The 14,617-nt window shown below is 47.1% G+C and carries 12 protein-coding genes; 5 read left to right on the forward strand and 7 right to left on the reverse strand.

Features of this window, described 5'->3' with window-relative positions; translation table 11 throughout:
- Positions 1–56: 56 nt before the first annotated feature.
- From L2717_RS03610 to L2717_RS03635, 6 genes are all read right to left on the reverse strand, one after another.
- On the reverse strand, positions 57–1,001 hold the full coding sequence (locus L2717_RS03610; protein ID WP_220772772.1) for a hydroxymethylglutaryl-CoA lyase: 945 nt from the start codon (positions 999–1,001) through the stop codon (positions 57–59).
- 1 nt (position 1,002) lies between these two features.
- Positions 1,003–3,060 (reverse strand): acetyl/propionyl/methylcrotonyl-CoA carboxylase subunit alpha, encoded by a 2,058-nt coding sequence (locus L2717_RS03615; protein ID WP_220772773.1) that lies wholly within the window; start codon positions 3,058–3,060, stop codon positions 1,003–1,005.
- Positions 3,061–3,915, reverse strand: coding sequence for an enoyl-CoA hydratase-related protein (locus tag L2717_RS03620; RefSeq protein ID WP_220772774.1), 855 nt, complete (start codon positions 3,913–3,915; stop codon positions 3,061–3,063). It lies immediately after the preceding gene.
- 46 nt (positions 3,916–3,961) lie between these two features.
- Positions 3,962–5,569 (reverse strand): carboxyl transferase domain-containing protein, encoded by a 1,608-nt coding sequence (locus tag L2717_RS03625; protein WP_220772775.1) that lies wholly within the window; start codon positions 5,567–5,569, stop codon positions 3,962–3,964.
- 105 nt (positions 5,570–5,674) lie between these two features.
- Complete coding sequence (locus tag L2717_RS03630; protein WP_220772776.1) at positions 5,675–6,844, reverse strand: isovaleryl-CoA dehydrogenase; 1,170 nt, start codon at positions 6,842–6,844, stop codon at positions 5,675–5,677.
- Between the two features lie 182 nt (positions 6,845–7,026).
- Positions 7,027–7,434, reverse strand: coding sequence for a MerR family transcriptional regulator (locus L2717_RS03635; RefSeq protein WP_220772802.1), 408 nt, complete (start codon positions 7,432–7,434; stop codon positions 7,027–7,029).
- 290 nt (positions 7,435–7,724) lie between these two features.
- On the opposite strand from L2717_RS03635, the gene L2717_RS03640 reads away from it, so the two are divergent.
- The 3 genes from L2717_RS03640 (at position 7,725) to gndA (ending at position 11,918) form a co-directional block, all read left to right on the forward strand.
- Positions 7,725–9,683 (forward strand): propionyl-CoA synthetase, encoded by a 1,959-nt coding sequence (locus tag L2717_RS03640; RefSeq protein ID WP_220772777.1) that lies wholly within the window; start codon positions 7,725–7,727, stop codon positions 9,681–9,683.
- A 233-nt stretch (positions 9,684–9,916) separates the two neighbouring features.
- Positions 9,917–10,231, forward strand: coding sequence for a quaternary ammonium compound efflux SMR transporter SugE (gene sugE / locus L2717_RS03645; RefSeq protein WP_220772778.1), 315 nt, complete (start codon positions 9,917–9,919; stop codon positions 10,229–10,231).
- Positions 10,232–10,391: 160 nt separating this feature from the next.
- On the forward strand, positions 10,392–11,918 hold the full coding sequence (gene gndA / locus L2717_RS03650; protein ID WP_220772779.1) for an NADP-dependent phosphogluconate dehydrogenase: 1,527 nt from the start codon (positions 10,392–10,394) through the stop codon (positions 11,916–11,918).
- A gap of 146 nt (positions 11,919–12,064) precedes the next feature.
- Here the strand turns inward: gndA and L2717_RS03655 are convergent, their stop codons facing one another.
- Positions 12,065–12,964: a LysR family transcriptional regulator gene (locus L2717_RS03655; protein WP_220772780.1), complete on the reverse strand. Its 900-nt coding sequence runs from the start codon at positions 12,962–12,964 to the stop codon at positions 12,065–12,067.
- Positions 12,965–13,126: 162 nt separating this feature from the next.
- Between L2717_RS03655 and L2717_RS03660 the strand changes: the two genes are divergently transcribed.
- Together L2717_RS03660 and L2717_RS03665 are read left to right on the forward strand one after the other, a co-directional pair.
- Positions 13,127–13,609 (forward strand): DoxX family protein, encoded by a 483-nt coding sequence (locus L2717_RS03660; RefSeq protein WP_220772781.1) that lies wholly within the window; start codon positions 13,127–13,129, stop codon positions 13,607–13,609.
- Between the two features lie 100 nt (positions 13,610–13,709).
- Positions 13,710–14,522, forward strand: coding sequence for a DODA-type extradiol aromatic ring-opening family dioxygenase (locus L2717_RS03665; RefSeq protein ID WP_220772782.1), 813 nt, complete (start codon positions 13,710–13,712; stop codon positions 14,520–14,522).
- Positions 14,523–14,617: the final 95 nt, after the last annotated feature.

The following is a 14,617-nucleotide window of genomic DNA, read 5'->3' on the forward strand; positions in this document are numbered from 1 at the left end:
TGTCCTCTTATATACGCGCTAAATATCAGTATTTTTTGTTCTATTTGGTTATTGTTTTATTTGGCTAATAGGGCCGTGGCGACTTTTGAACCATTTTTGCGGTTCAATTGGGTGCTGATAGCTTGACCCGCTAACGCGAGTTTTTGTAACTCGATACCTGTCTCTAATCCCATACCGTGCAGCATATACACTAAGTCTTCGGTGGCTAAATTGCCCGATGCGCCTTTGGCATAAGGGCATCCACCAAGACCGGCTACGGAGGAGTCAAATACTCGCACGCCTAAATCTAAGCAGGCCAAAATGTTGGCGAGTGCTTGGCCATAGGTGTCGTGAAAGTGCAGTGCCAGTTTATCAACCGGTACGCGCTCGCCCACGGTTTGCAGCATTCTACGGGCTTTTTGCGGCGTGCCGATACCGATAGTGTCGCCGAGTGATATTTCGTAACAGCCCATTTTATAAAGGATTTCAGACACGCGGGCCACTTCACTGACCGCAATCTCACCTTCGTAGGGGCAACCCAGCACGCAGGACACATAGCCGCGCACCGGAATATTGTGTTTTTTTGCTAATTCCATCAAAGGGATAAAGCGTTCAATTGATTCTTCTATTGAGCAGTTGATATTGCGCTGACTAAAGCTTTGTGAGGCAGCGCCAAATATCGCCACCTCACTGGCTTTTGCATTCAGTGCCAGTTCAAAACCTTTAACGTTGGGCGTGAGTGCGCTATACACCACGCCGCTTTGACGCTGTATTTGCGCTAATACATCGGCTGAATCAGCCATTTGTGGCACCCATTTAGGTGACACAAAGCTGCCGACTTCGATGCGCTTAAGCCCTGCATCTGCCAGAGATTCAATTAAAGCGACTTTAGCCGCGGTGGGTACGGCGACTTCATTTTGCAGTCCGTCGCGTGCGCCCATCTCAAAAATGCTCACGCTGTCACTTTGAGGTTTTTTACCCCAACCTGTTTGTTTGCTGCTATCACTCGTTTTCCAAGACATCTTAAGCTTCCTTGCTCGCTATTTGCTCGTCGTCAGATGCTAATAATGGCTCTAGCGGCTCAACATTGAGCAAGGTTGTACCATCGGTTACCAGCTCGCCGGCCTTAAAGTAGAATTCAGTGACAGTGCCATCAAAGGGCGCTTCGATGGTGTATTCCATTTTCATGGCTTCCATCACCAATAAGCCTTGGCCCGCTTTGACTTCGCTGCCCACATCAACTAAATGGGTCACGACTGTACCGTTCATCGGTGCTTTTAATTTGTCTGCGCTGCTGGCTTGTTCTTCAACAACGACAGTTTGCACTGCTTTAAAGTGATAACTGCCAGAAGGTAAAAATAGCGTAAAGTCATCGCCCTGTACGCTCACTGGCACTTTACTCTTATGGCCGTTGATTTCGGCGAGCAGTAAGTCTTGTTTCAGTTCACCATTTAAAATCCAGTCCTGGCCGTGCAGTGGTAGCTGATACATGCCGCCTAAATCGAGCATTACTAACTGCTGCAATTCATGGGCGTCATCGAGCAGGGTAATATTGTGTTGGCTACAACTGTTAAGTCTAAAGCCACTCACTTGACCCCAAGGCGAGTAAGGATCAGCGCTGTTAATGGCCAATGCTTTAGCGGCTTCTTTACGGGCAAGCACTTGATACAGCGCGGCAAAGGCAAGCGCAGTATCGGCTTCGCTCGAGGCCGTACCAATTAAGGTATCGCCATAACGGCCAATAAAGTCAGTGCTAAAGTCGGCATTGGCAAATGCTGGGTGCTCGGCAATGTTCGCCAAAAACTCAATGTTGTGCTTAAGGCCGCTGATTTGATACGACTCTAAGGCATGCACTAAACGTTGCAGGGCGCGCGGGCGGGATTCATCCCAGACAATAAGCTTGGCAATCATAGGATCATAGAAGTTACTGATCACATCGTTTTCGCGAATGCCTGAATCGATACGGACAAACTTACTTTGCTCGGGTTCGCGTAGAAAATTGAGCTTACCACTGGCGGGTAAAAACTCATTTTGTGGATCTTCGGCATAAATTCGCACTTCAAATGAATGGCCGTGAATACGCACTTCATCTTGCTTAAGGGGCAGAGGCTGACCGCTGGCGACCAGCAATTGCCATTTCACTAAATCTTGGCCAGTGACCATTTCAGTTACGGGATGCTCCACCTGTAGACGGGTGTTCATCTCCATGAAATAGAAGCTATTGTCCGTATCTAGCAGAAATTCTATCGTGCCAGCGCCAACATAATCGATGGCTTTAGCTGCTGCCACTGCCGCTGCACCCATCTGGGCGCGCAGTGTATCGCTTAACCCTGGAGCTGGTGCTTCCTCAACCACTTTTTGGTGGCGACGTTGAATTGAGCAATCGCGATCTGACAGGTAAATGGCATTGCCAAAGGTGTCGGCAAACACTTGCACTTCGACGTGGCGCGGCTGGCGTAAATAGCGCTCCATCAATAACTTATCGTTACCAAAAGAAGAGGCCGCCTCACGGCGCGCCGAGTTAACGGCTTCCATGATTTCACCTTCGTTCTCGACGATACGCATGCCTTTACCGCCGCCGCCATAGGCCGCTTTAATCAGCATAGGGAAGCCGATTTTCAGCGCTTCAGCTTTTAGCACTGCATCACTCTGGTCATCACCATGATAACCGGGTACTAACGGCACGTTTGCCGCTGTCATAATCGATTTGGCGGCACTTTTGCTGCCCATGGCATCGATAGCATCACTGCCTGGGCCAACAAAGGCGATGCCTGCAGCCTCACATTTACGGGCAAAGTCGGCGTTTTCTGATAAAAATCCGTAACCTGGATGAATAGCTTGTGCACCGGCTTTTTTGGCGATGTCGATAATCAAATCGCCCTTTAAATAGGAGTCTGCTGGCGCGCTGCCGCCTAAGTAGAAAGACTCGTCGGCCATGGCGACATGGCGCGCTTCTTTATCGGCATCGGAATATAAAGCAACGGTGCGAACGCCCATGGCATGGGCAGTTTTGATGATGCGGCAGGCAATTTCACCCCGGTTAGCAATTAATAGTTTGGTAAACATGTGCTTAGTAGACATCTAACGTGCTCCTTGGGTTTCACTTGGCTCTGGCGTTGCCGCGGTTTGCAGCCAGTTCGGCTGACGTTTTTCAAAAAAAGCGTTTAAGCCTTCTTGGCCCTCAGTCGATACCCTAATGCGCGCGATACGCTCGCTAGTGTAATCAATGGCGTCTTGGTCTATCACGCCATCTTCAAGGCGCGATAGCAGTGTTTTTACCCACGCCATGCCTTGTGGGCTATTGGCCAGCAGCGCGTCGATAATCGGCTTAGCTGCGGCGTCTAAGTCATCACAGATTTCACTGATAACATTAAGCTTAAGGGCGGTTTCTGCACTAAAACGTTCGGCCGTTAACATGTAGCGGCGCGAGGCACGGTTACCCATAGCGCGGGCAACGTAAGGGCTTATCACCGCCGGAATTAATCCGAGTTTAACTTCGCTTAAACAAAAGCTGGCGCGGCTTGTAGCGATAGCGATATCACTAGCGCAAATCAGCCCCAGTGCGCCGCCAAAGGCTGCGCCTTGCACTAATGCAATGGTGGGCTTAGGAAAGGTGTCTAAATCCTGCATCAGTTTAGCGAGGGCTTTGGCATCATTTAGATTTTGCTCAAAGTCCATTTTGGCTTGTTTACGCATCCAATTGAGATCGGCGCCGGCGCTGAAATTTTTGCCATTGGCTTTGAGTACCAGCACTTGGCATTGCTTGTGCTCAGCAAAATAGCTAAGGACGCTAATCATCTCGCTAATCATCACTTCATCGAAGGCGTTGTGCACTTCTGCTCGGTTAAGGATTAACTCTGCAACGCCGTTATTGAGAGCGTAGCTCACGTGTTGTAAGTTGCTTAACGTGTGTGGTATTGGTTGTGAACTTGTCATGGTCGTTTCCCTATCTTGTTGACATGTCATTATCTACACGCATGAATTACATGCGGAACACACCAAAGCGAGTGTCTTCGATAGGAGCATTTAACGCTGCAGATAGGGCAAGGCCGACCACGTCGCGGGTTTGCGCTGGGTCGATAATACCGTCATCCCATAAACGGGCGCTGGCATGGTACGGATGACCTTCTTTATCGTACTGGGCGACAATGGGCGCTTTAAAGGCTTTTTCAGCTTCAAGTGACCATTCTTCACCTTTTCGGGCTAAACCGTCACGGCGAACTGTGGCGAGTACGCCAGCCGCTTGCTCGCCGCCCATCACAGAAATGCGCGCGTTAGGCCACATCCACATCATGGTTGGCTCGAATGCGCGGCCACACATACCGTAGTTACCCGCACCGTAGCTGCCGCCAATAATCACTGTAAATTTAGGCACATTGGCGCAGGATACTGCGGTCACCATCTTAGCGCCGTGTTTGGCAATGCCTTCGTGTTCGTACTTTTTACCCACCATAAAGCCGGTAATGTTTTGCAGGAACAGCAGCGGAATTTTGCGCTGACAACACAACTCAATAAAGTGCGCACCTTTTTGTGCTGATTCAGAAAATAGAATGCCGTTGTTCGCGACGATACCCACTGGGTAGCCGTGAATACGGGCAAAGCCGCACACTAAGGTTGCGCCATAGTTGGCTTTAAACTCATCAAAATCAGAGTCATCGACGATACGGGCAATAACTTCTTTGACGTCAAAGGGCTTTTTCAAGTCGGTGCCGACAATGCCATATAGTTCGCTAATGTCGAACTTTGGTGGTTTTACTGGGCTTAACAGCGACTTGATTTCTTTTTGATGATTAAGGCGCGATACAGCGCGGCGTGCTAGCTCTAAAGCATGATCATCGTTTTGCGCTAAATGATCCGCTACGCCAGATATTTTGGTGTGTACGTCGGCGCCGCCAAGCTCTTCTGCGCTAACTTCTTCACCGGTAGCCGCTTTCACTAATGGCGGGCCTGCTAAAAATATAGTGCCTTGATCTTTGACGATAATTGACTCATCTGCCATCGCAGGCACATAAGCGCCACCTGCGGTGCACAGACCCATCACCACAGCAATTTGTGGTATACCCTTAGCCGACATTTGCGCTTGATTGTAAAAAATGCGGCCAAAATGATCGCGGTCTGGGAATACTTCGTCTTGGCGGGGCAGGTTAGCGCCGCCTGAGTCGACTAAATAGATACAAGGCAAGTGGCAACGGCTGGCAATATCTTGGGCGCGAAGGTGTTTTTTGACCGTAATCGGGTAATAAGTGCCGCCTTTAACCGTGGCATCGTTGGCGATAATCATGCACTCAACGCCGCTCACGCGGCCAATACCAGCAATAATGCCTGCTGCGGGTACTTCTTCGTCATAGACTTCAAACGCGGCAAATTGCGACAGTTCTAAAAAGGGTGAACCTGCATCGAGTAGTTTTTCAACTCGTTGACGTGGCAGTAATTTACCGCGGGATAAATGACGCTCCAGCGCCACAGGGCCGCCGCCAAGTTCGATTTTTGCCAACTTAGTTTTTAGATCGGCCACTAGGGCGGCCATATCGTCGGATTTGGCTTTAAATTCATCGCTACGGGCGTTGATACGACTGCTTATTTGCGTCACTTTTATTGTCCTTCTAAAGCGGAAATTCGGTATTACTTGGCTCGAATGGGTGGCGCAAACTGTAGCTACAGTGAGGGGCTACCCATTCACTTGTGAAAGATTGTGTTATTTCGACTCATTGAACAATTCGCGGCCAATCAACATGCGGCGAATTTCAGAAGTACCCGCGCCGATTTCATACAGCTTGGCATCACGCAGTAAGCGGCCTGCGGCGTATTCGTTCACATAACCATTGCCGCCCAGCAGTTGAATGGCATCCAATGCCATTTTGGTTGCGAGCTCTGCGCTATACAGAATCGCGCCAGCAGCATCTTTACGGGTGGTTTCACCGCGATCGCAGGATTTTGCCACGGCATAAACGTAGGATTTTGCGGCATTCATACCTGTGTACATGTCGGCTAATTTGCCTTGTATTAGTTGGAATTCACCGATTGATTTGCCAAATTGTTCACGTTCGTGGACGTAAGGTACAACGATATCCATACAGGCGTTCATGATGCCCAATGGGCCGCCAGACAGTACGACGCGCTCGTAATCTAAGCCGCTCATCAGCACTTTTACGCCGTTGTTTAAGCCGCCTAAGATATTTTCTTCCGGTACTTCAACATCTTCAAACACCAATTCGCAGGTGTTAGAGCCGCGCATGCCGAGTTTGTCGAGCTTTTGTGCTTGGCTAAAACCTTTAGAATCACGCTCAACGATAAAAGCGGTAATACCGTGTGCGCCTTTGGTTAGGTCGGTTTTAGCGTAAATCACATAGGTGTGGGCATCGGGGCCGTTGGTGATCCACATTTTGTTGCCGTTTAAGATAAAACGGTCGCCTTCTTTGCGGGCGTGTAACTTCATTGAGACTACGTCAGAACCTGCGTTTGGCTCACTCATAGCCAGTGCGCCGATATGTTCACCGCTCACTAACTTAGGCAGATACTTGGCTTTTTGCGCAGCATTGCCGTTACGGTTAATTTGATTTACGCACAGGTTTGAATGGGCGCCGTAGCTTAGGCCGATAGAGGCCGATGCGCGGGAGATTTCTTCCATTGCCACTACGTGGGCAAGATAGCCCATGTTTGCGCCGCCGAACTCTTCTGGCACCGTGACGCCTAGTAGCCCCATTCCCCCTAGTACAGGCCAAAGCTCATTGGGAAAGGCGTTGTCTTGGTCTACTTTGGCGGCAATTGGAGCGATTTCATGGTCGGCAAAATCTTGCACCGCATCGCGCAGCATATCGACGTCTTCGCCTAGGCCAAAATTCAGACTGGTGTAGAGTGAGTTCATTGCTTTTGTCCTTTCAAATGTTCTAATTTCAGATGTTTAAATTTCTGATATGTAATTTTATAGTTTTTATGATTTTTAGGTGCTTGAGTCTTTTAAATCTTGTACTTAATCCTAGTGCTTACATCCTGCGTTTTTAGGCCTTATAGCCAATCATATTGACTTGATCTTGTTTCAACGAGGATTTAGGCTTTAGTCGTTTTGTTATCATCTAAGGCTAAACGGCATTGCTGCTCGGCAGAATTGAGTTCCATCAACACCACTTTAATGTCATCCATTTGCTGTTGTAGGGCAGATTTTTTTTCTTCCACTAGGGCGAGCATGGTATTGAGTTGTGAAGTGCTGCTCTTGTCGGCATCGTATAACTCAAACAAGCGGCGAGTTTCTGCCAATGAAAAGCCTAAGCGTTTGCCGCGAAGAATGAGCTTGAGACGGACTCTGTCTTTGAGACTATAAATACGGGTTTGACCGCGGCGCTTAGGCTTAAGCAAACCTTGATCTTCGTAAAAACGAATACTACGCGTCGTAATATCAAACTCTTTTGAGAGATCACTAATCGAGTAAGTCGTTTGTGGCGTGTTCGTTGCGCTCATCATGCACCCTAAATAATCAATTTCAAGCAAGATATATGAAGTTTACGTAAAGGTAAAGATTTAGGCCTTTATTCTGGGAGCAAAAAGGTGTCAATCCCAATTGCCACAAGCCTATATGGCTTGATTAAAACGAGTGCTTTAAATTAGTGTTCTCACATAAAGCCACAAATATCTTCTGGTTATAGGCTAACGTCTAATAGTGGGCTTGGTGCGCCCCTGTTAATAATGGTTGTTGGAAGGGGTAGTTATTGCGGCTGACGATTTTAGCCGCAGTCCTGATTGGAGGACATATGTTGACAGAACAGCAAAATGCATCTGTAGCGCAAGCCACAAATCAAAAACAGAACCAACAAAAACATCAAGCGTTGCATCAAGCATCCTTGCTTAATAAAGCCGAGTTCTGGGGAGAAGCGGCCAAGGCGCTCGATTGGATTAAACCCGCTAAAACGGTGCTCGATGAGTCGCAGGCGCCGTTTTATCATTGGTTTGCCGATGGTGAAATGAACACCTGTTATAACGCCGTCGATCGCCATGTGTTGGCTGGACGCGGCGATCAAGTCGCTATCCAGTATGTGAGCCCAGTAACGGATACTGAATACGGCATTAGCTATGCGGAGCTGCAAGCTCAAGTGAGCCGACTCGCAGGGTTTATGCAATCCATTGGTATTGGCAAGGGTGACCGCGTGGTGATTTATATGCCAATGGTGCCAGAAACGGCTTTTGCTATGCTGGCCTGTGCCCGTATAGGCGCGATTCATTCTGTGGTCTTTGGTGGTTTTGCCGCCAATGAACTCGCAACGCGGATTAACGATGCCAAACCTAAATTGGTGCTATCGGCATCCTGCGGTATCGAGCCTTCGGGTGTTATCCCTTATAAGCCTTTGTTAGATAAAGCCTTGGCACAAGCTGTCCATCAAGTGGATCATTGCCTGATTTTGAATCGTAGCCAGTATCATGCCGATTTGCTTGAGGGCCGTGATTTAGATTGGCAAGCTGCGTTAGTCACGGCACCTTGGGCGGATTGCGCTGCGCTTAAGGCTACCGATCCTTTGTATGTGCTTTATACCTCTGGCACCACGGGTCAGCCTAAAGGTGTGGTGCGCGATAATGGCGGCCATGCTGTGGCTCTGGCTTGGTCGATGCAACATATTTACGATATTCAAGCGGGCGATGTGTTTTGGGCCGCGTCTGATGTGGGCTGGGTTGTGGGTCATTCTTACATTGTGTATGGGCCATTGCTGGTGGGCGCTACGACCCTAATGTACGAGGGCAAACCTGTTGGTACGCCCGATCCAGGAGCCTTTTGGCGCACGATTGCCAAATACAAGGTTAAAAGCTTCTTCACCGCGCCGACGGCCATTCGCGCAATCAAGCGTGAAGATCCTGATGGTGAGTATCTACAAGGTGTTGATTTAGCTTGTCTTAAAAACGTGTTTTTGGCGGGGGAACGTTGCGATCCCGACACTTTAGTTTGGGCACACACTAAACTCGCTAAACCTGTTATCGATCACTGGTGGCAAACTGAAACGGGTTGGCCTGTCGCGGCAAATTTGATGGGCACAGCGCCCGTCGCCATTAAGCCTGGCTCACCCGCTTTGCCTGTGCCTGGCTATGCGGTTGAAGTGGTGGATGAATTGGGTGAACAAGTTGCGCCCAATACCTCGGGGAATGTGGTGATCAAACTGCCTTTACCGCCGGGCACCTTGACGACACTGTGGCAAAACAATCAACGCTATCAAGACAGTTACTTGTCTATGTACCCAGGTTATTACTTAACTGGCGATGCGGGTTACACCGATGAAGACGGATATCTCTACATTATGAGTCGTATCGATGACATCATAAACGTGGCGGGCCACAGGTTGTCGACCGGACGTTTTGAAGAGGTATTATGTCAACATCCCGATGTGGCCGAAGCGGCTGTGATTGGTGTTGATGATCAGCTTAAAGGTCAAGTGCCATTAGGATTGGTGGTACTGAAAAAGGGCGTGACGATCAGTGATGAAGAATTGCATAAGCAGTTAATTACCTTGGTGCGCCAAGAGATTGGTCCCGTTGCTTCCTTTAGGTTAGTTAGTGCGATTCAAAAATTACCTAAAACGCGCTCCGGTAAGATTTTACGCGGAACAATGCGTAAAATTGCCGATAATCAGCAATATACTGCGCCAGCAACCATAGAAGATCCGCAAACGTTAGAGCTAGTGCGTACTGCACTTACTCGCATGGGTTATGCAGATGCTTTAGTGTAAAATCCTATAACAAAGCTGAAATATCAAGGCGATAGTAAACTAACCAAGTTTGCTATCGCCTTTTTTGTTTGTTGTATTAATGATTAGGTAAAATCAAAGATTGAAGTTTTTATCTTAAATTTGTTAGTCTTGAGCCCCTATCACGACATCATTACATGATAATCACATGGCTTAGGGACGACCCTAAATACGCCAAATCTATTATGGGGACGACCCCTTTATGGGTGTTCACTATGAGCTGGTTTTTATTAATCCTTGCGGGTTTATTCGAAATTGGTTGGGCCGTAGGGCTTAAATATACCGAAGGTTTTACGCGTTTATGGCCAAGTATCTTTACAGTTGCGTCGATGACCGTGAGTGTGTTGCTACTCGGACTCGCGGTTAAACAACTGCCTATTGGTACAGCTTATGGCGTATGGGTCGGTATTGGTGCCATGGGTACAGCTATCGCGGGAATTGTTCTTTTAGGAGAAGGGGTTAGCTTACTCAAAACTGCCAGTTTGGTACTGATATTATTGGGTGTTTTAGGACTTAAACTCGCCCATTAGTTGACGGTTATGCCAGATGAGATGAGACGTAAACGATGGCGACTTTTGGCACAATCGAAATTGCCAATCGTATGTTTCTGGTAATTAAGTTACAAAGCTCGCTATAATTATATTTCAAAATTGGTTAGATCTAACCTCTGCGACCCGTGGGAATTATATAATGCAAAACCACAAAAACCTTAATGATATCGGCGTAATAGGTCTTGGCGTAATGGGTAAAAACCTGGCGTTAAACATCGCGGATAATCAATATAACGTCAGCGCATTTGACCTCGATGCTGATAAAGTTAATGCTGTTGTACAGCAAGAAAAGCACGAACGCGTTGGACTTGAGCCTCGTATTCTTGGCTGTGCTAATCTTACCGAAATGTTAGCCAGCCTTACAAAACCCCGCATTTTAGTGCTTTCTGTTCCTGCTGGTGCCCCGGTTGATGGTGTCTGTAGTGCCTTGATTTCTGCCGGAATTGAATCTGACGATATTGTTATCGATACGGGCAATAGCCTGTGGACTGACACAGTCGAGCGAGAGTCGCGTTACAAAGAACAATTTGTCTTTTTTAGTTCTGCGGTTTCAGGCGGTGAAGTGGGCGCGCGTTTTGGCCCGTCTTTAATGCCAAGTGGCAATATTGATGCTTGGCATCATGTCGCACCTATTTGGAAGGCAATTGCGGCTAAGGTTGATGCAAAAACAGGCTTACCCATTGAGCGTTTTGAGCCAGGTAACCCAGTGATTGAAGGCGAGCCATGTACCACCTATATAGGTCCTGCGGGGGCTGGTCATTATGTGAAAATGGTGCACAACGGTATCGAATACGCTGATATGCAATTGATTTGCGAAGCCTATCAAATGTTGCATGACGGTTTAGGCATGAGCGCATCTGAAGTAGGCGACGTGTTTGAGCGCTGGAACAAAGGTAGCTTAAATAGCTATTTGATGGAAATTAGCGCCGAAGTATTAAAACAGGCCGATCCTTTAACGGGTAAACCGCTGGTGGAAATGATCTTAGATAAAGCGGGCCAAAAAGGCACTGGTTTGTGGACTGCTGTGAGCAGTTTACAAATGGGTTGCCCAACGCCGACGATTGCTGAAGCTGTGTATGCCCGCGCTTTAAGTACCCAAAAATCTTTACGTCTGCAATTAAATAAAAAATTGGCTGGGCCAAAAAGAGTTGCGATTGATGCTACGCAAAAAGTAGCATTAATTGATGCCCTTGAAAGCGCGTTATATTGCGCCAAAGTGTGTTGTTACGCACAAGGTTTCCAGTTAATGGCAATGACGGCCAGTGAGCAAAAATGGCAGTTAGACTTTGCTGGAATTGCAAAAATTTGGCGCGCAGGTTGTATTATTCGCGCCACTTTCTTGCAATCAATCACTCAAGCCTATGAAGAAAAAGCCGATCTTAGCAATCTGTTGATGGCTGACAGTTTTGCATCTGTTTTATCTGAAAAACAAGAACTATGGCGTACAGCCGTTGCGACTGCTGTCATGCAGGGCATTCCAGCGCCTTGTATTAGCTCGGCTCTGGCGTATTACGACAGTTATCGCTGCGAAACATTACCGGCGAACTTACTCCAAGGTCAACGTGACTTTTTTGGCTCCCACACCTTTGAGCGTACTGACAAACCAGCAGGCGAGAAATATCACTTAGATTGGAGCGCTAAAGAGCGTACTTTAGCTAAGGTTTAAGCCTAAGGTTTCTAGCTTATTATCAAAATGAAAAACGCCCCTTATCAAGGGGCGTTTTTGTTTATGGTCGATGATTTCATAACGGCTTATAACTTTTTGGCTTCAATTCATTTTAAGTCAAAAAGCTACATCTTAAGTTTGAAGTCCTAAGCATTCAGCTCAGATGAAAAGGCGATCAGTTTTTGCCACAGTGCTTGGGCAACAGGGCCTAAGGGTGAATGGGGTTTTCGCATCACATAGTAATCGAGTTGGATGTTGTTTTGTCTTTCGCGCAAATCCAGTGCCAGCAATGTGCCTTGTTTGAGTGAATCTTCAATCATATAGTGCGGCAGTTTGCCCCAACCCATACCACTTTGGATGAGCATTTTCTTGGTATAAAAATCATTAACATACCAACGTCGTTGCCCCGCCTGTACCCCAAACTCAATATTCGCAGTACCAGTGCCGGTATCTTGGATCACGATTTGATATTCGTTAACGAGTTCTCTTGCGTAGGTTAGTGTTGGATGACGCTCAAGCATGCGCGGTGCGGCCACATCGAGCAAGTTGCCGGAAAATAAATAGGCCAATTCTAAATGGCTCGAAGGTATGGGCTCAATTCCGCCCGCTGAGATGATGATTTCGGCTATATCTTGATTCAGGGCTTCGAGTGCACCGGTTAAAAACTCTTGTTTAAGAATGATTTGGGTGTAAGGGAATTCATTTTGAGTCAGCTCTAAAATCGGCAAAATTCGAGCGAGATTAAAAGAGGCTTCAAAAGCTAAGGTGATACTCGCTTCGTTGCCTTTGGCCAAATGTTTTGCCACCTGCCTCATTTCCTGCGCTTCATTCAGTACCCGTTGGGTATGTTGCAGCAGTTTTCGGCCTTGTTCAGTAATGGCGAGTCGATAACCTTCCCGATTAAACAGAATAAGATCGAGCTGTGATTCTAACTGCTTGATACTTTGGCTTATTGCGGGTTGGGTTTTATGTAACTTGTCACTAGCAGCTTTGAGTGAGCCCGCCTCAGCTACGGTTTTAAACATCAGCAGTTGGTCTAAGGTCACAGGTGTTGCTCGTAAGTCATAAATTATTAGTTTATGAGATATTAGATTTTATTCCATATTTATTTATATTTTATCGGCTCATAATCCACGCCATTCTCGCTTGTTGACTGTGCATTGGTGCTCAAGATTGACGGCAATATTAAGTTTAATGGGGTATGAACTATGCGATTTTCAAGCTTATGCGGTGCTAAGGGACAAAGTATCAATGGCTTAGTTGCCGAGGTTGATACGCAGAAGCTATTCCTTTGTGCCAATACACTTAATCGCGCCGCTGCAACCGTCACATTGGCGCTGAGTATCGTGTTTTTCATCTCGGGATTTGCTAAGTTATTTGGTGTGCCTATGTTCCATGTTCCGTTCACTTTAATGAATTTACCGACAGGTTTTGGTTACGTGATTGGTTTGATGGAGGTGATTGGTGCCCTTGGTTTGTGTCTACGTGACTACCGAGTGTTATCGGCGAGCGGTTTACTGGCGATTATGATGGGAGCGATTTATTTCCACTTTAACTATGAAGCGTCGATGAATGCACTGCCTGCATTGAGTTTATCGGCTGGCCTCTTTCTGGTTATCAAACTGGATGAAATTATTGAGCGTTTAGTGCAATTTCAGCGGCAGTTGGTGCTGAATCGCTCCGCATTTTAAATTTACCTTGAATTGTATTATTTAACAGTTAGTTAAACGGAAATTTTGGGGTGCACGGTAAGCCGTTATGCAGATAATTTAATCAAAATGAGAGAGTGTGATGCAAGTTAAAACGAGTCGTATGCCTGTGCTATTTGTGCCCCACGGTGGTGGCTCAATGCCTTTGCTCAATGATGTTAATCATAGGGAATTGCGTGCATTTTTAACTTCAGTAACAGCGTCAATGCCAACTCCAAAGGCGATTGTGTTGATCACTGCCCATTGGGAAGAATCTGTGGTGACTTTGTCGAGTAGCCCAAAGCCAAGTATTTTGTATGATTACTATGGATTTCCACCTGAGGCTTATCAGCTGACATATCCTGCACCCGGTGAGTCAGAATTAGCCACACAGATTGCGAATATGCTAGATGAAAAGGGGATTGCTGCCCGCTTAGATAGCAATCGTGCATTTGATCACGGCACCTTTGTGCCACTTAAGTTGATGTATCCCGAGGCGGATATTCCTGTGGTGCAGATGTCTTTAATTAACAGTCTCGATCCTAAAATTCATATTGCCATTGGGGAAGCTTTAGCCCCACTGCGGGAGCAAGGGGTATTGATTGTGGGTTCGGGCATGTCGTTTCACAATATGCGGGCGTTTTTCTCAAGCGATCTTACAGTACAAAGCCGCAGCGCAGAATTTGACTACTGGCTCACGCAAACATTAACGGCAAGTGCGAGCATTGCCGAGGCTAAAGCTGTATTAACCCACTGGGAAATGGCCCCTGAAGCGCGTTTTAGTCATCCGCGGGAAGAACATTTATTACCACTACATGTGTGTTTTGGTGCAGGGAGCAGTGATTCATCTCAAGCGCTACGTAACTTTAACAGTATTTTGTTAAACACACTGATCTCAGGCTATATCTGGCAATAATCAGATGCTGAGTTTGTGTCGTTGAATATGGCAGCAAACTAGATTTGGCTTCGCTAGCCAATAAAAAAGGTTCGTATCTGTTGAGGATACGAACC

This window comes from Shewanella glacialipiscicola (genome assembly GCF_023283485.1).
Taxonomy (GTDB): domain Bacteria; phylum Pseudomonadota; class Gammaproteobacteria; order Enterobacterales; family Shewanellaceae; genus Shewanella; species Shewanella glacialipiscicola.